At 45.3% G+C, this 21547-nt stretch carries 18 protein-coding genes and 1 pseudogene; 18 read left to right on the forward strand and 1 reads right to left on the reverse strand.

The window, feature by feature from the left end; translation table 11 throughout:
* Positions 1 to 34: 34 nt before the first annotated feature.
* From ACS5WU_RS00900 to ACS5WU_RS00980, 17 genes and pseudogenes are all read left to right on the forward strand, one after another.
* A complete protein-coding gene (locus ACS5WU_RS00900; RefSeq protein ID WP_302760023.1) occupies positions 35 to 451 on the forward strand; it encodes a secondary thiamine-phosphate synthase enzyme YjbQ in 417 nt (138 codons plus the stop codon).
* A complete protein-coding gene (locus ACS5WU_RS00905) occupies positions 448 to 1278 on the forward strand; it encodes a lysophospholipid acyltransferase family protein (RefSeq protein ID WP_046443065.1) in 831 nt (276 codons plus the stop codon). Before ACS5WU_RS00900 ends, ACS5WU_RS00905 begins: the two co-directional genes overlap by 4 nt.
* Positions 1275 to 2147, forward strand: coding sequence for a UTP--glucose-1-phosphate uridylyltransferase GalU (gene galU, locus ACS5WU_RS00910; RefSeq protein ID WP_046443064.1), 873 nt, complete (start codon positions 1275 to 1277; stop codon positions 2145 to 2147). The genes ACS5WU_RS00905 and galU overlap by 4 nt, the downstream gene beginning before the upstream one ends.
* Positions 2144 to 3382 (forward strand): adenosylhomocysteinase, encoded by a 1239-nt coding sequence (locus ACS5WU_RS00915; protein ID WP_465088878.1) that lies wholly within the window; start codon positions 2144 to 2146, stop codon positions 3380 to 3382. Before galU ends, ACS5WU_RS00915 begins: the two co-directional genes overlap by 4 nt.
* 2 nt (positions 3383 to 3384) lie before the next feature.
* The gene (locus ACS5WU_RS00920) at positions 3385 to 4668 is read left to right on the forward strand and encodes an amidohydrolase family protein (protein ID WP_302760026.1); all 1284 of its coding nucleotides are present in this window, start codon (positions 3385 to 3387) and stop codon (positions 4666 to 4668) included.
* A gap of 13 nt (positions 4669 to 4681) precedes the next feature.
* The gene (locus ACS5WU_RS00925; protein WP_302760027.1) at positions 4682 to 6493 is read left to right on the forward strand and encodes a hypothetical protein; all 1812 of its coding nucleotides are present in this window, start codon (positions 4682 to 4684) and stop codon (positions 6491 to 6493) included.
* A gap of 60 nt (positions 6494 to 6553) precedes the next feature.
* The gene (locus ACS5WU_RS00930; RefSeq protein ID WP_052740389.1) at positions 6554 to 8044 is read left to right on the forward strand and encodes a B12-binding domain-containing radical SAM protein; all 1491 of its coding nucleotides are present in this window, start codon (positions 6554 to 6556) and stop codon (positions 8042 to 8044) included.
* Between the two features lie 91 nt (positions 8045 to 8135).
* Entirely contained in the window at positions 8136 to 8603 is a 468-nt protein-coding gene (locus ACS5WU_RS00935) for a CtsR family transcriptional regulator (RefSeq protein WP_046443060.1), read from the forward strand.
* Between the two features lie 2 nt (positions 8604 to 8605).
* Positions 8606 to 9088 carry a UvrB/UvrC motif-containing protein gene (locus ACS5WU_RS00940; RefSeq protein WP_046443059.1) on the forward strand — a complete coding sequence of 161 codons (483 nt, stop codon included), beginning with the start codon at positions 8606 to 8608 and terminating at the stop codon, positions 9086 to 9088.
* A 147-nt stretch (positions 9089 to 9235) separates the two neighbouring features.
* Positions 9236 to 11665 (forward strand): ATP-dependent Clp protease ATP-binding subunit, encoded by a 2430-nt coding sequence (locus tag ACS5WU_RS00945; protein ID WP_302760029.1) that lies wholly within the window; start codon positions 9236 to 9238, stop codon positions 11663 to 11665.
* A gap of 82 nt (positions 11666 to 11747) precedes the next feature.
* On the forward strand, positions 11748 to 12851 hold the full coding sequence (locus tag ACS5WU_RS00950) for an MraY family glycosyltransferase (RefSeq protein WP_302760030.1): 1104 nt from the start codon (positions 11748 to 11750) through the stop codon (positions 12849 to 12851).
* 158 nt (positions 12852 to 13009) lie between these two features.
* Entirely contained in the window at positions 13010 to 14458 is a 1449-nt protein-coding gene (guaB, locus tag ACS5WU_RS00955; protein WP_046443057.1) for an IMP dehydrogenase, read from the forward strand.
* Between the two features lie 5 nt (positions 14459 to 14463).
* Complete coding sequence (locus tag ACS5WU_RS00960) at positions 14464 to 15222, forward strand: adenine nucleotide alpha-hydrolase family protein (protein WP_156415103.1); 759 nt, start codon at positions 14464 to 14466, stop codon at positions 15220 to 15222.
* A gap of 49 nt (positions 15223 to 15271) precedes the next feature.
* Positions 15272 to 16804, forward strand: coding sequence for a glutamine-hydrolyzing GMP synthase (gene guaA, locus ACS5WU_RS00965; RefSeq protein ID WP_302760031.1), 1533 nt, complete (start codon positions 15272 to 15274; stop codon positions 16802 to 16804).
* A 122-nt stretch (positions 16805 to 16926) separates the two neighbouring features.
* Positions 16927 to 17178 carry a hypothetical protein gene (locus tag ACS5WU_RS00970; protein ID WP_465088879.1) on the forward strand — a complete coding sequence of 84 codons (252 nt, stop codon included), beginning with the start codon at positions 16927 to 16929 and terminating at the stop codon, positions 17176 to 17178.
* 307 nt (positions 17179 to 17485) lie between these two features.
* Entirely contained in the window at positions 17486 to 20218 is a 2733-nt protein-coding gene (locus tag ACS5WU_RS00975; RefSeq protein WP_465088880.1) for a hypothetical protein, read from the forward strand.
* Positions 20219 to 20423: 205 nt separating this feature from the next.
* Positions 20424 to 20594: pseudogene (locus tag ACS5WU_RS00980) on the forward strand (GMP synthase (glutamine-hydrolyzing)); the annotation flags it as partial.
* Between the two features lie 67 nt (positions 20595 to 20661).
* Here ACS5WU_RS00980 and ACS5WU_RS00985 read toward each other — a convergent pair.
* Entirely contained in the window at positions 20662 to 20850 is a 189-nt protein-coding gene (locus ACS5WU_RS00985) for an Arc family DNA-binding protein (RefSeq protein WP_059109185.1), read from the reverse strand.
* Between the two features lie 116 nt (positions 20851 to 20966).
* On the opposite strand from ACS5WU_RS00985, the gene ACS5WU_RS00990 reads away from it, so the two are divergent.
* Positions 20967 to 21440: an SLOG family protein gene (locus ACS5WU_RS00990; RefSeq protein WP_302761416.1), complete on the forward strand. Its 474-nt coding sequence runs from the start codon at positions 20967 to 20969 to the stop codon at positions 21438 to 21440.
* Positions 21441 to 21547 lie beyond the last annotated feature (107 nt).

Consider the following 21547-nt stretch of genomic DNA (forward strand, 5'->3'; position numbering starts at 1 on the left):
ATATAATATCTATCATTTCGGAGGAAAAGGATTTATGAAAAGCTATCGCGAAGTTCTGGAAATGAACCTGCCCCAGCGCAGGCAGTTTGTAAATATTACGCCAAATGTGGAAAAAGCGCTGAAAAAAAGCGGCATCAAGGAAGGGCTTTGCCTTGTAAATGCCATGAATATTACGGCGAGCGTTTTTATCAATGACGATGAAAGCGGGTTGCACGCGGATATGGAAAAATGGCTTGAGGGACTGGCTCCGGAAAAACCGTATAGCCAGTACGCGCACAATGGCTACGAAGACAATGCAGACGCGCATTTGAAGCGTTCTATTATGGGCCGCGAGGTTGTGGTGGCGATTACGGAAGGCAAGCTCGATTTTGGTACATGGGAACAGATTTTTTATGGGGAATTTGACGGAAAGCGAACAAAACGTGTCATGATTAAAATGATTGGGGAATGATTGTTTTGCAGGAAGAGCTGGAAAAAATAAAAGAGAAGGAATCGATAAAAGAAGAAGCGCCGCAGGAGTCTACGCAGTTCAATGAAAAAGCCAGAACGCGCAGGAAGGGCCCTGCGGAACGTATGTGGGCGCCAATCAAGCTGCACCTCAATGAGGACTACCAGTACATGACCAAAAATCTTTTTTTGAGGTTTTTGTACTATTTTGCAATGTTTGTTGGAATGCCGTTTGGATATTTGTTTTTCAAAATTCGTTGGGGCTTTGGAGTGATCGATAAAAAGAACGCCAAGCTTGTAAAAAAGACGGCGGCGATCACTGTGGCAAACCATGTGCATAATATGGATTCTCCTATGCTGACCTATGTTTTTTATCCGAGCGCTCCATATTTTGTCGCGCTGAAGCATAATTTTGAAGCGTTTATCATCGGAGGGCTTGTGCGCGTGTTAAGGGGCGTGCCGCTGCCGTCTGATTTAAAGAATTTTGAACATTTTTCTGAGCAGATGAACGACACGCTGACACATACCACACGCAAGGTGCATATGTACCCGGAGGGGGAAATCGCACCGTATTGCAAGGAGTTACGCAGGTTTAAGAACGGCGCTTTTCATTTTGCGATTAAAAATAATGTGCCGGTGCTGCCGTTGGTATTTGTCTTTCCAAAGAAGAAAAAGGTGAAGCTGATCGTCGGAAAGCCGGTTTATCTAAAGGATGTTCCGGGAACGGAAGGAGAAAAACCGCCCAAGCAGACCGTACTCATGGGGCGTTTTGTAAAAGCGAAAATGCAGCAGATGCTGGATGATTATTACGGAGGGCTTAAGCAAAAATGAAGATAAGAAAAGCAGTGATACCGGCCGCGGGCCTTGGAACCCGTTTTTTACCCGCAACGAAAGCCCAGCCAAAAGAAATGCTGCCCATTGTGGATAAACCGACGATCCAGTATATTGTGGAGGAAGCGGTTGCAAGCGGTATCGAAAGCATTGTGATCATAACAGGGAGAAGCAAGCGCGCGATTGAAGATCATTTCGATAAATCGATCGAGCTTGAGCTGGAGCTTACCAGGAAAAATAAGTGTGAGCTTTTAAAGATCGTTGAAGATATTTCAGATATGGTCAACATGATGTATGTTCGCCAAAAGGAACCGCTTGGTCTTGGACACGCAATCTGGACGGCGCGCGACTGCATTGGAAACGAACCGTTTGGCGTTATATTGGGCGACGATGTTGTCAAAGGCGAAAAACCAGCTCTGAAACAGCTGATGGATGCTTACGGGCAGAGTGGATCGTCAATACTTGGCGTGCAGCGCGTTGCGATGAAGGATACGGATAAATATGGCGTAATTGCGACGGATGACATGGATGGAAGAATGCACCGTGTAACCGGGCTTGTTGAAAAGCCGGGCGCGGGAGAGGCTCCGTCGGACCTTGCGATTTTGGGCCGCTACGTACTGACGCCGGATATTTTTGACGCGATTGAGCAAACTCCGCCCGGAAAAGGTGGGGAGATTCAACTGACCGACGCGATGTGCCGGTTGCTTGCCACGCAGCCGATTTATGCGTATGAGTTTGAAGGAAAACGCTATGATGTAGGCGATAAGTTGGGTTTTCTGAAAGCGACATGCGAATTTGCGCTTGACCGTGAGGATTTAAAGGATGATTTTGAAGCCTACCTGAAGGATTTGGTTGGAGGATTAAAATGAGCGATATCAGGGATATTAAGTTAGCGCCTTCGGGCAAACAGAAAATAGCATGGGTGAAAAGGTATATGCCGGTGCTGCGCAGCTTTGAAGAGGAGCTTGCGCCGGAAAAGCCCTTCGCAGGTTACAGGATGTGCGTGTGCTGCCATTTGGAAGCAAAAACGGCTTACCTCATTCAGGTGATCCAGGCCTGCGGCGCAAAGGTTGCCGCCTGCGCTTCCAATCCGCTGTCAACACAGGACGACGTTGTTGCGGCGCTTGCAGCCGGCGGGGCGGATGTTTACGCGATCCACGGGGAAACACCGGAGCAATACGAGGAACATATCAGAAGCGCACTGAAAACAGAGCCAAACCTCATTGTAGACGACGGCGGCGATGTGATTACAATGCTGCACGAGGAGTTTCCGCAGCTTCTTAACAGTGTGATCGGCGCGAGCGAGGAAACGACGACAGGGGTTTTGCGGCTTAAAGCAATGGAAAAGGCGGGAACGCTCAAAATTCCGGTTATTCCTGTCAACGATGCGCAGTGCAAATATATGTTTGATAACCGCTATGGCACGGGGCAGTCTGTGTGGGATGGAATCATGCGCACCACAAACCTGATCGTGGCAGGCAAGCGGGTGGTGGTTGCGGGCTACGGCTGGTGCGGAAAGGGCGTTGCAAAACGTGCGGCTGCGCTGGGCGCAAGAGTCATTGTTACAGAAATCGATCACATCAAAGCGACAGAAGCGCTGATGGATGGGTTTGATGTGATGAGCATGGACGATGCTGCAGCCTTAGGTGATATTTTTGTAACCGTAACCGGCTGCGAGGATGTAATTGTAAAACGTCATTTTGATAAAATGAAGGACGGTGTGCTGCTTGCAAACGCAGGGCATTTTGATTGCGAGGTTAAGGTGTCTGAGCTTGGTGAAATCAGCGAAAGAGTTGTGGAGATGCGCCATAACGTCGAGGGTTATGTGCAGAAGGACGGCAGGATACTGAATGTAATAGCGGGCGGCAGGCTCGTAAACCTTGCGTCCGGCGACGGGCATCCGGCTGAAATCATGGACATGAGCTTCGCGCTGCAGTTTTTAGCACAGAAATATATTAAAGAGAATCACGATTCCATGAAGGCTGGCCTTATGAACCTGCCTGAGGATATCGACTATAGCGTTGCGGTACGCAAATTGAAGGCAATGGGTGGAAACGTAGACGTTTTAACGCCGCAGCAACACAAGTATTTATACGGAGAGTAATTATGATAGAGATTCGCCATGCAACACTGATCACGAACAACGACAACAACGAGGTGATCGAAAATGCGGTCGTACAGATCGCGGACGGTAAAATAGCCTATGCGGGGCTTTCCGCTTCCGCCCCGACCTTTCATGCGGAGCGCGTGATCGATGCGCGGGGAAACGTTGTAATGCCCGGGTTTGTGAATACGCACACCCATGTTCCAATGAACCTGTTTCGCTCTTATGCGGATGATCTGGACCTGATGTCATGGCTTAACACCAAAATTTTCCCGGCGGAGGATAAGCTTAACGAGGACAGCGCATATTGGGGCAGTATGGCTGCAATGTGTGAAATGGCTGCGGCGGGAATCGTAGCATTTAACGAGATGTATTTCTTCGTTGATTCCATCGCCAGGGCGGCCCGGAAGAGCGGACTGCGGGGAATCCTTTCACGCGCGGTGGTTACACCTGCGCCGGGCGTTGGGGAACGTATGCTGCAGGAGAGCGTAGAGCTTTTCGAGAAATATAATGGCGTGGGCAGGCTGAAGGTCTATCTTTCCCCGCACGCGCAGTATACGGTGAATAATGCTATGCTCGAGAAGCTTGCTCAGGAAGCAAAGCGGCTGGGGACAGGCGTACATATGCACATTTCGGAAACGCGTGGAGAGCACGAAACATGCGTAAAAGAGCAAGGGCTCACGCCCATCGGCTTATGCGAAAAAACAGGGCTTTTGGATGTTCCTTTTTTGGGAGCGCACTGCGTATGGGTCAGCGATCATGATATCGAGTTGATGAAAGAGCACGGTTCTTCAGTCCTGAGCTGTCCGAAGAGCAACTTAAAGCTTGCGAGCGGAATTGCTCCGCTTACAAAAATGATACAAAAGGGTGTTAACGTTACATTGGGAACGGATGGCGCCGCATCCAATAACAAACTGTCCATGATGGAAGAAATGACTTACGCATCTATGCTGCAAAAGGGTACGACCTATGATGCCAAGGCAGTTCCGGCGGCTCAGGCATTGAAGCTTGCGACGCGTAACGGGGCGCAGGCACTGGGGCTTGACAGCGGCGTGATAGAAGAAGGAAAAGATGCGGATATCATTATGATCGACACAAGCGGTATCCGCTACACTCCGGATTATGATATTGTATCCTTGCTCGTCTATGCAGGCAGCGATGCCGATGTTTGCATGACGATGGTGGGCGGGGATATCATTTATGAAAACGGTGAATTCGCATTTGCAGATATTGAAGAGGTCAAAGCAAAGGTCTGCGGTTATGCGGAGGAAATGAAAAACATTTAAGGAAAAGGACAAAATGCGAAAAAGATTTAGCTTGTTTATCGTGATGGGACTTATATGCGCGCTTTTGCTCGCGGCATGCAGCAGCGGGGGGCAGGATACTCCTGTGCCTACGCAGGAAGCCGCGATAGTAAACGGTACGCTCGAGGGTGGGGACGATTCGCTGGGTTCGGATATAAACCTGAAAGATATCAATATCGAAATGCAGGGAGAAAATACGGTTATTACAATGTATTTTCTGAATGGATCCAGGATTGCAGGGGTGGATGAATCCAAAATCTCCGCGGTGCCTTCCTATAAAGTTACGCAGCTGCCTGCGCCGTTCCGTTTGCAGGTAGATCTTAAAATCGGGTTCTGGGATTATGCGGATAATAATGAAACCTACAATAACAGTATTATTTATGGGTTGTTTAATACCGCGCATTCCGACAGCGACGAGGTATCGATCTTTTTCCAGTTGAACGAAGATGTCCAGACCACGGTGAAGGAGGATTCGGATAAGCTCGTTATTACGATGTCGCCCAAGCCTTCTGTGGCAGAGAGCGCTTTTTTCGTAGGGTTAAACGCCTATGAAGCATATGAACAGAATCTGGTTCCGCAGGATATTGGTATGACGCCGACAATGTGCGACGGCCTTACCGACCTGATGCTGATCTCAAAGCCGCTCAAAGACGAAGCGTCTGCAAATAAGCTTGCCGAAGAAGTCAACCTGAAAATCGCGGGGGCGGTGCCGGCAAAGCAGGCTTATGTATTTCAAATGAGTACGGACGCTTTGCCGCAATACAATAAATCAATGGATGCGGAATCCGTGAAGGAAGAGCCTGTGATGATGAAGGACGGCGTGGCAACGTCACTCGCGGTAATGGTGGAGAACGGCAGATACCTTTGCACAATGGCGGACGGCAGAATATTATATGCGCGGTCTTACGTGCCGGACAGCACAGAGGATACCGAGCAGGTACTGAAGGAAAAATTGTGGATTATTGAAACGAACGGCAAAAAAACGCAGCTTGAGCTTCCGTATTTTTACAGCGTGGAAAAAGCGGCTGCGTCGGCAGACGGGAGATACATCGCGATTCTGGATTCAGGCATCGAAAATAAAGTGCTGTACGTTTACGATACGCAGGAGGGAATGCTGAGAAACCTTGGCGAGGAAGGACTGGGCCGCCTTACGACGTCCTTTGCATGGGATCCGGAGCAGCCGGTGATTTACGCGATGACAGGCGAAGATTCCCTGCAACTGAAAAAATATGATGTGACGCAGCCAGGCGCTGTGGAGGGCGTAGAAGAACAGCCGGGCGCGGACAGCAAGATCGAACTGGCGGGCGGTAAGGTTTATTTTGCGGATAAGTCGGCAAACGACGGAGCCGGAATGATTTACTCTGTGGATATTGCTTCACAGGAACGCAAAGAGATAACGCAGGGTGTGGATTTTACAATCTCAAATGACGGCGGATATCTCGCGGCTGTCGTTCCTGTAAAGAATGAAGAGGATCCCGAGGCGCTCAGCTATGCGGTTACGATCAAAAACCTCACGACGGAAGCGGAACCGGTAGAGGTTATTTCAAATGTCAGCGTAGAGAGCCTTGGCTTTGGAGCGGATAACAATACGCTGTATATTACGACGCCGGATTATGAAGGGGTGACAGAGGAGTACCCGTTTGCGCTGCTGCGCTATGTATTATCAACCCAGCAGTTTGCTCCTGTGGAATTTTCCAAGACCTCAAGGATCATTCCGGGCGTCAATGCGGGCGAGGTATATGTGATCGATTATTTCAGCCAGAATGGAAACAGTTTCTATGTGACGTATATCGATCAGGAGAAGTAAAGGTGTAATGATCGGAAAGCCGCAACACGGTTGCGGCTTTTTTCTGTATTGGGAGAAAATATGAAAACAGTTCTTTGTGCAGTCAATTCAAGCTATGTGCATACAAATCCGGCAGTCCGCTCGATTGCCGCGGCAGTGGGCGGGAACGCAGTTTTTTGCGAATTTAACATCAACCAGATGGCCAGCGATGTTTTACGCGCGTTACTCCTCCAGGAGGGCGATGTTTACGCGTTTTCCTGCTATATCTGGAATATTGCATATGTGCTGCGTCTCGCCGAGGATATAAAAAAGGCCGAGCCGGAAGCGGTGATCACGTTGGGAGGCCCGGAGGTTTCCTTTCGTGCAAAAAGTGTAATCGAACAATACTGGTTCGTGGATTATGTGATTTGTGGCGAGGCTGAGGAATGCCTGAAACCATTTTTGGAGGGAATCAAGCGAAACGCGCGGGTTGATATGCCCGGGATTGTATTCCGCGAGGGAAGGGCTGCCTGTGGAGACGACGCCTATCAGGTGGTCTCAAATCTGGATACGCTTCCGTCCCCGTTTGCCGCGGTAGGGGACGAATACGATGAAAATAAAATTTACTATTATGAATCATCCCGCGGCTGCCCGTTTTCATGTGCCTATTGTCTGTCGGGAGATTGTATGGGCGTGCGGGAAAAGTCGCTGGAGCATGTCTTTGACGAGCTTCAAATATTTGTAAAAAAGGGCGTAAAGCTCGTTAAATTTGTAGACAGGACGTTTAACGCCAACAAAACCCGCGCAAAAAAGATTGTTGAATACGTGATTGGGAAAACAGAAAATACTTCTTTTCATTTCGAAGTGGCTCTGGACTTGATGGACGACGAGTTGCTTTGCTTATTGGCAAGCGCTCCAACCGGAAAAATTCAGTTGGAAGGCGGAGTGCAGACAACCAATAAAAGGACGCTTGATGCAGTGGCGAGAAAGACGGATCTATCAAGACTGAAGGAAAACGCAAAAGCTATTTTAAAAGCCGGAAATATTCATTTGCATTTGGACCTTATTGCGGGTTTGCCTTATGAAAGCATGGAGCGCTTCGCTTTGTCCTTTGACGAGATTTATGAGTTGTACCCGGACGCGTTGCAGCTTGGTTTCCTGAAGGTTCTGCATGGAACAAAGCTTGAACAGCAGGCAGGAGGCTGGGGCGTTATATCGCGCAGTTATCCGCCGTATGAGGTAATCAGGACAAAGGATATCAGCGCACGGGAATTGCTGTACCTAAAAGGGATTGAGGAGCTTTTGAACCGCTATTACAATACGGGAAGGGCAAAATATTCATTGCAGTACCTGACGCAGGAGCAGATTTTTTCCCCGTTTGAGTTATATGCAAAACTTTATGATTTTTGTGTGCGTAATGATTACACCGGCAGGCCTGTCTCTGCGCGCAATCAGTTTGTGCTGCTCATCGAATTTGCAAAGGAAACGCTTTGCCGAACCGAGCAAAATGTATTTTTAAAACGGCTCAGGACCGATTATGACCGCACCAAAATCAAGGGAATTATTCCTCGCGAATTACAAGAAACAGATTAAAATTTTTTTATAAAAGGTGTTTACAGATAAAAATTTTCGGTTATAATAATTATGAAGGTCAAAGAAAGTCAAAGATAGGAGGCGAGCAAGGGTGTCGATTTTAAGCGATCATATAGAAGAGTTTATTAAAGAGCTTTTGATTGAAGACGAAGGCATGGCGGAGTTACAGCGCAATGAGCTGGCACAGAAATTCAACTGCGCGCCATCCCAAATCAATTATGTTCTGACAACGAGGTTTTCGCCAAACAGGGGATATGTCACCGAATCGCGAAGAGGCGGAGGTGGATATATCCGTGTCATACGTCTTGATATCGAGCGGTGTGATTATATATCGGATATCATTGACGAGCAGCTAAGCAGGCCGATTAATATGCGGCAGGCTGCGGAGCTGGTGGAAGGACTCATGCAGACGGGGCTGATTGACTGTAAGACAAAGAATGTTTTACTTGCGGCTGTTTCAGACAGGGCGCTGGCTGCTGCGAAGGAATATAAAGAAGAGCTTAGAAGTACGATTCTAAAAGAAATTTTGAGCACAGTTCTTTTGAAGGAGGACAATTAATTATGTTATGTGATAAATGTAAACAAAGAGAAGCGAATATTCATATTAAGCAGAGCGTCAATGGCGTGACGACAGAGAAAAATTTATGCGAGGTTTGCGCACGGGAAGAGCAGGGACTGATGAATGTGTTTTCAGGGGATGGATTCTTTGACAATTTGTTTGAAACCAGCCTTTTAAAGCGCGGATCAGGCAGACTGGGAAGTTTGTTTGGAACGGACTTCGGACTTCCTGAAAATCAGCCTGTTTCAAATGACAGGTATCAGGCGGAGTTTATGGGCGGGCACGATCCCTATGCCCAAAGCATCGAATTGCCGGAAATCAAACTGACTCCCCGGAACCAGGCGGAAGCAAAGACTGAAAAAAAAGAAGACCTGAAAGCGCAGCTTGACCAGGCGATCAAAGATGAAAACTATGAAAAGGCTGCGGAGCTTCGGGACCGTATCAAAAAAGAAGGGGAAGAAAAAGGTAAAAAAACAGAGGGCTAAAATGTTTGCGTAAAGTTCATAGCGGTTACATTAAGGCCAAAGGAACATAGTCGTAAAAGACGGTTTAAAAGAAGATTGGCGTGCCGCCCGCCGAAAAAGCGGCAGCTATCGTGATTTGTGAAGCGGTAGTTTAAGGAGGATATTGTGATGAATAATATGTCTAGGTTTACTGCAGGCGCACAGGAGGCTGTCAATCAGGCGGCACAGTTCGCAAGCAGTATGGGTGAAAATTATGTGGGAACCGAGCATTTGCTGCTTGGTATGATACTGGAAGGCGGAACCGCTGCTGAAATTCTTTCGAAGCAGGGAATCAATGCGGATAACGCAAGGGAATATATTGTTTCAGTATCGACCGACGGCGGTTATGGTAACCCGCAGGTGATTGGCTATACGCCAAGAACCAAAAAAATTATTGAAATGAGCGTTGCTTTCTCGCGGCAGCTTGGGCAGAATTTTATTGGTACGGAGCATATGTTGCTCGCAATCATCAATGAAAGGGAAAGTATGGGATACCGTATGCTGCATGACCTGAACGCCGATATGGCGGCGATGCAGCAGGAGATTCTTGCCGTTGCGCAGGGCGCTCCGGTGAGCAGCGATGAACATTCGAAATCAACGACGCCAAAACTTGATAAGTTTGGACGCGATCTGACGCTTGCGGCAAAGAACGGCGAGCTCGATCCGGTAATCGGCAGGTCTGAGGAGATCGAAAGGATTATCCAGATACTGAGCAGGAGGACAAAAAACAATCCTGTTTTGATCGGTGAGCCGGGTGTTGGTAAATCTGCAATCGCGGAAGGGCTTGCGCAAAAGATCGTAGAAGGGAATATTCCTGATATGCTCAAAAACAAGCGTGTGATTATGCTTGATCTCGCGGGGATGCTCGCAGGCTCCAAATTCAGGGGCGAATTCGAAGAACGTTTGAAGGACGCTCTCGAGGAACTGAAAAAAGACGGAAACGTTATTATGTTTATCGACGAGCTGCACACGCTGATCGGCGCGGGCGCTGCGGAAGGCGCAATGGATGCTGCAAACATCTTAAAGCCAATGCTTGCGCGCGGCGAAATTCAGGTGATCGGCGCGACCACGATTGACGAATACAGGAAGCACATCGAAAAGGATGCGGCGCTCGAACGCCGGTTCCAGCCGGTAAATGTAGGCGAGCCTACGCCGGAGGAAGCGCTCCAGATTCTGGAAGGACTGCGCGACCGGTACGAAGCGCATCATAAGGTGACAATTACGGACGAAGCATTGAAAGCGGCTGTAGATCTCTCGACGAGGTATATTATGGACCGTTTCCTGCCGGATAAGGCCATCGACCTTATTGATGAGGCGGCTTCAAAAGTCAGGATTTCGATGTTTACTTCTCCGCCGGATTTGAGGGAGCTGGAAGAAAAGCTCGAGCAGATCGGCAAAGAAAAAGAAAGCGCGATCGCGCATGAGGACTTTGAAAAGGCTGCAAAATTGCGGGATCAGGAGTCTGACATCAAACGTGATATCGAGCATTGTTCGGAAGAATGGCGTAAAGCGGTTGCGAAGGAAAAAGGCGTTGTGACCGAAGAAGATATCGCGCAGATCATTTCAAGCTGGGTACACGTCCCGGTTAGCAAGCTGACGGAGGATGAAAGTAAAAAGCTGCTTGGACTTGAAAATATGCTGCATGAACGCGTCATTGGACAGGACGAGGCAGTATCCGCGGTCGCAAAAGCGATCCGCCGTGCAAGAGCGGGCCTGAAAGATCCGGCAAGGCCGATTGGTTCCTTTATTTTCCTGGGGCCGACAGGCGTTGGTAAAACGGAGCTTACAAAGGCTTTGGCAGCGGCGATGTTTGGCGATGAAAACGCGATGATCCGCCTCGATATGTCGGAGTATATGGAGAAGCACTCGGTATCCAAACTGGTGGGTTCGCCTCCGGGATATGTTGGATACGACGAGGGTGGCCAGCTCACGCAGGCAGTCCGTACAAAACCGTATTCGGTGATCCTGTTCGACGAGATCGAAAAAGCGCATCCTGACGTGTTCAATATGCTGTTACAGGTCCTTGAGGACGGGCGGCTTACGGATTCCAAGGGAAGAACGGTTGACTTCAAAAATACGATCATCATCATGACCTCCAATGTTGGCGCTCATGAGATCGCAACGAATAAGATCGGCTTCGCAAAGGAAGACGACACCGATATGGAGAAGCTCAAAGAGTACGACGAGATGAAGGAACGCATGATGGAAGCGCTCAAAAACACCTTCCGTCCGGAGTTCATCAACAGGATTGACGACATCATCGTATTCCACAAGCTCACGGAAAAGGATACGCAGCAGATCGCAGAGCTTATGCTTGGCAGTGTGGCGAAGAGGCTGCATGACAGGGAAATTGACCTTACCTACACAAAGGATGCTGCAAAACTGATGGCAAAAGACGGCATGAGCGACCAGTACGGAGCCCGGCCTCTGCGAAGGATGATTCAGCAGACCGTGGAGGACAAGCTTTCCGAAGAGATTCTTTCCGGAAAGATAAGCATCGGCGATAAAGTCAAGATGTTTGTAGAAAACGGAGATGTTGCATTTAAAAAAGAAAGTTGATATAATAGAGCAAAGTAACAAGTGCGGCAAATTGTATTTGCCGCTCTTGTGATATTTGTGAGGAAAGAGGGCTATCCCTGATATGGAATTTCGTTCAGGTATTTTGATTGTAATTGCGTTGCTGTTTACGTTTTTTGTAACGTATACGACAACCCCGCTTGTTCGCAAGCTTGCATTCAGAGTCGGAGCGGTGGATATCCCCAAAGATAACAGGCGTATGCATAGCAAGCCAATCCCAACAATGGGAGGGCTTGCTATATTTGTTGCTTTTGCTTTTGGCGTACTTGCGTTTGTAGACCTTGATCCCACCTTTATTGGGCTGCTGATCGGCGCATTAATGATTATCATCCTTGGGATTCTTGACGATATCTACAACCTGAAACCGTATATCAAGCTGCTCGGGCAGATTTGTGCGGCGCTTGTCGTTTGTTTTTCAGGCGTTGTGATCGAAAAGATTACATGGTTTGACCAGATTATCTTTTTTGGAAATTGGGCGATACCGATCACGGTTATCTGGATTGTGGGCATTACCAATACAATCAACCTGATCGACGGCCTTGATGGACTTGCGTGCGGCGTCGCGGCGATTTCCTCGTTTGCGCTCCTTGCCGTGTCTTTGCTTTCTGCGGGAAATCCAACGGTAACGGTGGTTGCGGCTGTACTTGCAGGCGCGTGCCTTGGCTTTTTGCCGTATAACCTGAATCCGGCAAAGATATTCATGGGGGATGCGGGCGCGATGTTTTTGGGGTTTGTGCTGTCCGTTATTTCTATACAGGGCTTCTTTAAGGTCAATGCGGTGGTATCCTTTGGTATTCCATTCCTCGTGATGGGGCTGCCGATTGTCGATACGCTGTGGGCGATTCTGAGAAGACTTGCAAAAGGGCAGCATCCGTTCCATGCGGATCGTAAGCACCTGCATCACAGGCTGATTGATATGGGTATGAACCAAAAGCAATCCGTTACCCTGCTTTATGCGATTTCTTCGCTGCTTGCGATTGCCGCGATTTTATTTGCGGAGCGTCAGTTTACCGGAGCGATTATCGTTCTTGTTCTGTCTTTTGTTGTTGGCGCAATCAACTGGATGGTCATCAAAAGGGAACATATACAATATCTGGATGAGCACCCGGAGTTAAAGCCGGAGGAGTCTTCCGTGGAAGAGCATGACCAAAACACGCCGCAGGCTTAGAAGGCCAGCTGCGCGTTTTTTTGTTACAAAAAATCAGCGCCTGTCATGTTTATGTCAGGCAGTATGATGGTTTTGCAGAGAGAATAAGTATATGCTTTTGTATACTTATGATAAATTTATAAAATGGATAGGATAAAAAAAGAAAGGATGAAACGCATATGAAAATTACAGAGGGTCTTACATTTGATGATGTATTGCTCAAACCAAAGAAGAGCGCTGTCACCCCCAACGAGGTGGATGTATCCACGTATATTACGCCGAAAATCAAGCTGAATATACCGATTATGAGCGCGGCGATGGATACGGTTACAGAAAGCGGTCTCGCAATCGCGATTGCGCGTGAAGGCGGCATGGGGATTATTCATAAAAATATGTCGATTCAAATGCAGGCAGACAACGTAGATAAGGTAAAACGCAGCGAACACGGTGTAATTACCGATCCGTTTTCGCTGTCTCCCAATCACACCGTAAACGATGCGGATCAACTGATGGGCAGATATAAGATTTCCGGGGTGCCGATTGTAGAAAAGGACGGCAAGCTCGTTGGAATCATTACAAACCGTGATATGCGTTTCGAGACGGATTATTCGCGTAAGGTATCCGAGGTAATGACAAGTGAAAACCTGATTACCGCGCCAATCGGAACGACGCTTGATCAGGCCCAGCAGATTTTGAGAAAATATAAGATTGAAAAACTGCCGCTTGTGGATGATAATGGCAAGCTGATGGGGCTGATTACCATTAAGGATATTGAAAAATCAATCCAGTATCCGATGTCCGCAAAGGACAGCGGCGGAAGGTTGCTTGTCGGTGCGGCGGTCGGCACAGGGAAGGGAACGCTGGAACGCGTAGAAGCTCTGGTTGCGGCAAAAGTTGACGTGATTGCGATCGATACGGCGCATGGCCACCAGAAAAATGTACTTAATATTGTGGAGCAGGTACGCAACAAATTTCCTGATCTTGATATTATTGCCGGAAACTGTGCAACGAAAGAAGCGACGCATGACCTGATCGCGGCAGGCGCAACTTGCGTTAAGGTTGGTATCGGGCCGGGTTCTATCTGCACGACGCGTGTTGTGGCGGGCATTGGTGTTCCGCAGCTTACCGCAGTGCTTGACTGTGCGGAGGAGGCGGCAAGGTATAACGCAAAAATCATTGCAGACGGCGGCATCAAATACAGCGGAGATATCACAAAGGCCATTGCGGCGGGGGCGGCGGCCGTTATGATCGGAAGCCTGTTTGCGGGAACGAAGGAAAGCCCGGGCGAAATGGAAATATATCAGGGCAGGAGCTTTAAGGTTTACCGCGGTATGGGCTCGATTGCGGCAATGCAGCAGGGCAGTGCAGACCGTTATTTCCAGGAGAGCACGCAAAAGCTCGTGCCGGAAGGCGTGGAAGGGCGCGTTCCGTTCAAAGGGCCTCTGGCGGATACGACGTACCAGATGGTGGGCGGCCTCAAATCCGGTATGGGGTACTGTGGCGCGGCGAATATCGATCAGCTGCAGGATAACGCGGAGTTTGTGAAAATTACGAGCGCAGGACTTTTGGAGAGCCATCCGCATGATATCAATATCACAAAGGAATCTCCGAATTACAGCGTAAAATGATCCCAATGACTGCACAGGAAAAATTCAGCAGGCTTGTGGAATTTATTTATCAATATAATGACGCGGCAGTGGCGTTTTCCGGAGGAACGAAATCGTCCCTGCTGCTTTGTGCAGCACAGGAAGCGCTTGGAAAGGATATACTTGCTCTGACTGCAAACACTGCGTTTATGACGCAGGAGGTGCTTTACAACGTACACGAGGTGCTTGACGACTATAAGCTTCGCGATGCGCGGGTTCCGGTGTTTATTTTGGAGAATAGCGAAATCGCCGATAATGGCGCAGGGCGCTGCCATTCCTGTTCTGGCATGATTTCAGAAGAGCTTCTGAGGGCGGCAAAGGGCATGGGCGCGTGCGTGCTGCTTGACGGCAGGACAAAGGGACAGACACAGGTCAGCTGTATTCGCGAGGTGGACGGGGAGGTACCGCTTGTGAGCCCGTTTGTTTCACTTGGCTATTCGGATGACGATGTCTGTGAAATGCTCCGGGCGGTAGGCAGGGCGTATTATATCCGAAAGCCTTGGGAATGTATGGCAGGGCGTTTTCCGTTGGGAGAAAAGCTCAGCGCGGAAAAACTTGATTTTCTGGAGGAAGCCGAAAAATTTGCAAGAGGCCATATAAGCGGCGGCGTTCGCATTGATTGTTGTGGATGGAATATCAGCGTAAGATCAAAAAAAGCACCCTGCAAAGAGACTGAGGAAGTCATTCGGAAAAAATTTTCAGAGAATGGGGCGAAATCCGTGCAATTTGAGGTGGATTTCGAGTAAAGATACCTGTAGAATAAAAAAGACGAAATAATCTGGGGGAACACGATAGATGAGAGAAACTGTGATCGTGCTTGACTTTGGCGGGCAATACAACCAGCTGATCGCGCGGCGTGTGCGTGAAGCGAATGTTTATGCAGAAATGCTGCCATATCATGCAAGCATAGAGCGGATCAAGGAAAAAAATCCAATCGGAATTATTTTTACGGGAGGGCCGAAGAGCGTATATGAAGAGGGCGCTCCGGTGTGTGATTCCAAAATACTCGAGCTTGGCGTGCCGATTCTCGGCATTTGCTATGGAAGCCAGCTGTTAAGCCTTAAGCTTGGCGGAAACGTGGCCTCTGCGCCGGCTGGCGAATACGGAAATACACAGATTAAATACGATACGGATAATGTCCTTTTGCAGGATATGGATGACGAGTCTGTTTGCTGGATGAGCCATATGGATTACATTGACAAAGCGCCGGAAGGCTTTGATATTCTGGCGACAACAAGCTCCTGCCCGGTTGCTGCGTTTGGCAATGCGGATAAAAAGCTGTACGGCGTGCAGTTTCATCCGGAGGTGCAACATACGGTAAGGGGACAAAATATTTTAAAACGCTTTCTATATGATATATGCGGGGCGAAGGGAGACTGGGATATGAACGATTATGCAAAACAGGCGATTGAAGAGATTCGCGAAAAGGTTGGAGACAAGAAGGTGCTTTTGGCGCTGTCCGGAGGTGTTGATAGCTCTGTTTGCGCGGTATTGCTGCATAAAGCGATTGGGAAAAATCTGACCTGCGTTTTTGTTGATACCGGACTGATGAGGAAATATGAACCGGAAGAGGTAGAAAACGTTTTCCAAAAGCAGTTTGATATGAATCTTGTGCATGTGAAAGCGGAAGAGCGTTTCCTTGCAAAGCTTGCGGGAGTGACAGAGCCGGAAAAGAAACGTAAAATCATTGGCGAGGAATTTATCCGTGTGTTTGAGGAAGAAGCCAAAAAGATTGGGAAGGTTCATTTCCTTGCACAGGGCACCATTTATCCTGACGTTGTGGAGAGCGGGGTAGGCGACGCCGCACTCATAAAAAGCCATCACAATGTAGGCGGGCTTCCGGACCATGTTGATTTTGACGAGATCATCGAACCGCTGCGCGAGCTTTTTAAAGACGAGGTGCGCGAGCTCGGCGAAGAGCTTGGACTTCCGCGCCACATGGTATGGCGCCAGCCGTTCCCGGGCCCGGGCCTTGCAATCCGCGTGATTGGCGAAATCACAAAAGAAAAGCTTGATCTCTTGCGCGATGTGGACTTCATCTTCCGTGACGAAATCTCCAAAGCGGAGCTGGATGAAAAAATCTGGCAGTATTTCGCGGTGCTGACCGATATGCGCAGCGTGGGCGTAATGGGTGACGAGCGGACATACGATTATACGGTCGCGCTTCGCGGCGTAACGAGCGTGGACGCGATGACAGCGGACTGGGCGCGCATCCCGTACGACGTACTGGGCGTGATTTCCAACCGCATTATCAACGAAGTGCCGCACATCAACCGTATTGTGTACGACATTACGAGCAAGCCGCCGGCCACAATCGAGTGGGAGTGATGAAAATGGCTTAACCATGCGGGTTTGAGCCGGACGGCGTTTGAGTGGGAACAGCATCAAGATTCAAAAAGTAGGTGGTAATCATAACCACCTATTTTTTATATTTGGAGGTGTTGTTCCCAATGGAAAAACAGACGAAAGAACCACAGGTGGTATTGGATTGTAAGGTGACGGATATTGGCTATGATGATTTGTACCACCTTTACGAACAGGAATGTAAATTAAAGAATCTGGCGGACATAACAATCAAAGGATATGAATTTGCACACGGCTATTTTTTAGAATGCGCGAGGGATTTAAAATGTTCCGATTTGCAAATAAGCATAACAAAATATTGTAAAAGGTGGGGAGTGGAGAAGGACAGCAGAAACTAATTAAGCCTTATTTTATTTAAAGCAGTCTTAAATAGTCTAAAGATAAAGATGTCTTATGTCATTAAAGTATACTCTATTGACAAAGCGCAAAGGGATAAAAATATATTTCATATGAATTGGTTTTGCTTTTTTAAAATATTGCAATAAAAATTATGCCCTATTGACACAGAATATGTAGTAATTATTTCTAATTCATATAGCGTATTCAAGAAATTGTTTTAGGAACAATAACCGTATCTTGTTAAAGTAAATATCCTTTATATGATATAATATGATATATCGAAAAAAACAGAAATGGAGTATGCCTATGTATTATCTCAAAAAAGATAATGAACTGTTAAAGGTATTTATTAGTTCAAGGTGTGGAGAAGGATGCCTTGAATATACTATTGTAAGACGCGCTCTAAAAGAACTTTTAGAAAATACTCAGATGATTACATCTTATGTTTTTGAAGACACATTTCCGACAACAGGAAAGATTGTGCCAGAATATCTTAAACACTTAGATGATTCAGATATATGCCTTTTTTTAATTGACAATTATGACGAAAAGATTTCGGAGGGATTATATACAGAGATACAGAGAGCCAGAGCAACCAAAAAAAAATCAATATATATTTTTTTAAATGATGAAACAAAAGATATAACTCAGATTCAGCAGGATATTATTAATGAAAAGGGTGTCAAAATGTACGTCGTACATGATTTTCAAGAGTTAATTTCAGTTGGATATAGGAGTGTCTTGAATGACGTTTTAGATAAATACCATGATTATTGCCTTGGTCGTTTGCTTCCGATAAGTGAAGAAGAATTTGAAAGCGTTAATTTAGATGTTGATGCTTTCAAGATAATTGAGAGAGCCATTCCACGGCAATTACTAGTGGGGTTTGATGAGACACAAAACAAAATCGTAGAACTTATGCGGGATTGGGCGGAACCTATAAAAAAAACAAGTGGTTTAGACACTTACTGTGCTAATTTTTTGGATGTACTATTAGGTAAGAAAAAGATATTAAGTTTTAATACAGCATTGTTATTAGATGAATTGCAAAAAAGACAGCCGAAAGAGCTAACACAAGTCATAGAGAAAAGATGGAAATCAATTCAAGCTTATTACCTAGATGATTTAGATTTAGCAATTCGGATTTTAAAAGAACTTTATAACTCTATTGAAAATAAATTTCAGTATCCATTGTGGTTAAAGAATGATATTTTAATTGATTTGAGAAATTTTGAAATAATGAATGGGAATCAGAATGCCATTACGATATATCCTGAATCTCAAACAATATTAGATAAGAGTGATGCTGTCGTATATTATCCAACACTTGACAGATTTTCTGAGAATTTTTATAAAGAAATTTGTGAAGAACATCTTAAAGAATATACTAAAATGCCGCAAACTCATATATTAGGTAATGGAATTAGGACCTACGCCATCCATATGACAAACTGCTATGTAACTGCAATTTATAATGGATCATGGACCCAGTTGGCTCAATTTGTGCATAAATTAAAGTACTGTGTTTTTGAAATGATAAAAAATTATGATAGCACTGGAATAATTGCTGAGTTTTATAGCATATGCATAATTGATGATAATGTGAAAGAATTTGAAAAAGCGTTTTACAAATTCGGGCATTTGCTGCATCACTGTACGCATGGAGAAATTAGGGAAATATATGATAGGACAAATAGTATACCATTAAAATATAAGCGCGACAAATGGAAGATTTCAGTATTTAAGTATTTAGGATATTATTTTTCCGATGAAGATTATTTAGAAATATCTACCGAAGTAGTAAAAATAATTGAATCGTGGACCCAAAGTGATAATAGTTTAGTTTCTTTAGGTCAAGGAATTATAGAAGCCCTCATATTTAATCACTTGCGATATGATCAAGAAGAAATATGTGCTTTTGCTGTATCTTGGTTTCAAAAAGAATACAAAAGATATTACTGTGATTTGTTTAAATTATTATCTTATATAGATTATACTAAGATACCAGAAACAACAACAAAAGCATTAGTAACTGAAATTACAAAAATTGCCGGAGAAGGTAGTCAACTAGATAATCAATTGTTTTTAGAAATGTTATTATCTATGAGGCGTTGTCCTAAATATACGGCTAAAATAGACGCTTTGGTCTCAAAATATTCGCATGGTTTCTATAAAGAGACATATGAATTGGAAATTGGAACTGATCTTTCACAATTAATTTTTAATCAGATAGATAAAATACAAGATAGAAATATAGCTCAAGGAAAAAATGGAATTATACATAGCTATGGGGACTATCCATATAATATAATAAATAATATAATAAGGCAGCGGAGATTTACTATCAGAAAATCCATCTTGATAAGCATAATAAAAGTTGCAAAAGCTACTTTGTTCTCGGCTACACAAACGATAAATGAAAAAAGCCAAGCGCTACAATTGTTGATCTGTCTTAAATTAAAAAAGCACAGATTTATGTATGATTGGGATGTTTTCTATAAAGAAATTCTTAATAATTATAGCATAGTAACGAAAACTTCTTTCCCGGATTTCGAATTTGAATGTGAAAGTAGATATTTATTAGAATTCAATTTATTGCTTTTTAATATAGCATTTGGCAACTATGAGATAGATACACTTTTTGATTTGCTATCTGTTTACAATGAGATCGATCCACACGAAAAAATAATTGTTTTTGAATCATTAAAGATGTTGCTTTCGAGTTGTGATATTGAAGTTATGGATAGCGTTATAAGTACTGCATTATTACAATTTATAATTGGTAATTGCCATAGCGATATTAAAGAAGTCCGCTTAAATGCTCTTGTGTGTCTCGTTGAGTACACTGATACAAAATATGGCGATAGTGTAGTAAAACAAATAGCCCGAATGATTGATGATGAGGATTATAAGATTCGTTTGTGTATTCTAAAACACAAAAAATTAATTAAGAAGAAAGATCGTTCATTGTATAATCATATAGTTGGAAAGGCAAAGACGGATGCACACTACCTAGTTAGAAAAGCAATATCTATTTAAGGTTCTTCAAAAAGTAATAAAAAGATGCTAAAAGATGTACCCAAGTCTTTATGTTTGTTCTGTTGTACTTGTAGGAGGAATAGGAATATGCTATAGTCTATTTGGGAAATCGAAACCACCTACCTTTTAAAAACGAGGTGGTTTTCCCACTAAAAGGAAGATTAATGCTGTCATATAGAATGGCTTTGTTAAGGGATTCTTGGCGGTTGCTCGCAGGGGCGTGACCAGCGTGGATGCGATGACGGCGGATTGGGCGCGCATTCCATATGGCGTGTTGGGAGTTATCTCAAACCGCATTATAAACGAGGTTAGCCATATCAACCGTATTGTTTATGACATTACGAGCAAGCCGCCGGCCACAATCGAGTGGGAGTGAGAAAACAGAAAAGTGATAATTATCGTATATCTTTGATTAAAATAAGGCTCGCCGTTTGCGGCGAGCCTTATTTTTTGTCTCTTTCGGATAGTTCTATTTTACCATGTTCCTTTTCGTAGTCAGCAGTAAATTTTAGCATTAGCTGAATTATTTGGCTATTTGCTGACCGCCCAGCATAATCACATGCGTAGCGGAATTTTGCTAAGATTTCTTCATCAACTCTAAGTCCAAAATGCTTGATATTGTTCTTGCTCATGGTAGCAACCTCCAATAAGTTCATAATGACTTTATTTTAGACTTATATTCTGCTATAATGCAGAAATGGAGTTAAAACAGAGTTATTACAACTCTGAAATTTTGGAGGCGAGAATTATGGAAAAATTAAAGACATGCTGTTTTACAGGACATCGTAAATTACCGCAAGATAAAATTGAGCAAATACTAATACGCCTTAATCAAGAGGTGGACAATCTGATCAGTCAAGGTATAACAGATTTTATATCTGGAGGCGCACTCGGATTTGATCAGCTCGCGGCTTCGTTGGTAGTGGCAAAAAAAGAAATGGGAAATAATATTCGGTTGATATTTGCTTTACCATGTAAAAATCAGGATATGCTTTGGAGTGCGGAACAGAAAAGGCTTTATCGTGGATTGCTTGATGAGGCAGACGAGATTATTTATGTATCAGAGGAATATACGAATGATTGCATGAAGAAGCGCAACCAATACGTGGTGGATCGGTCGGCGTATTGTATTTGTGCATTGATATTTGAGACTGGGGGAACGGCGCAAACGGTGAGATATGCAAGGGGTAGAACCATAAACGTGATAAATGTTGCGCTTTGAATAGAATTTTTAAGGCAATTATATGTCTATTACGTGAATTGACAGTACTTAATGAAACGAATATATTGTATGGATAATCGATATAATAGAAATACTATGAGCAAAAC

The sequence above is a fragment of the Christensenella sp. KGMB01412 genome (assembly GCF_055522415.1).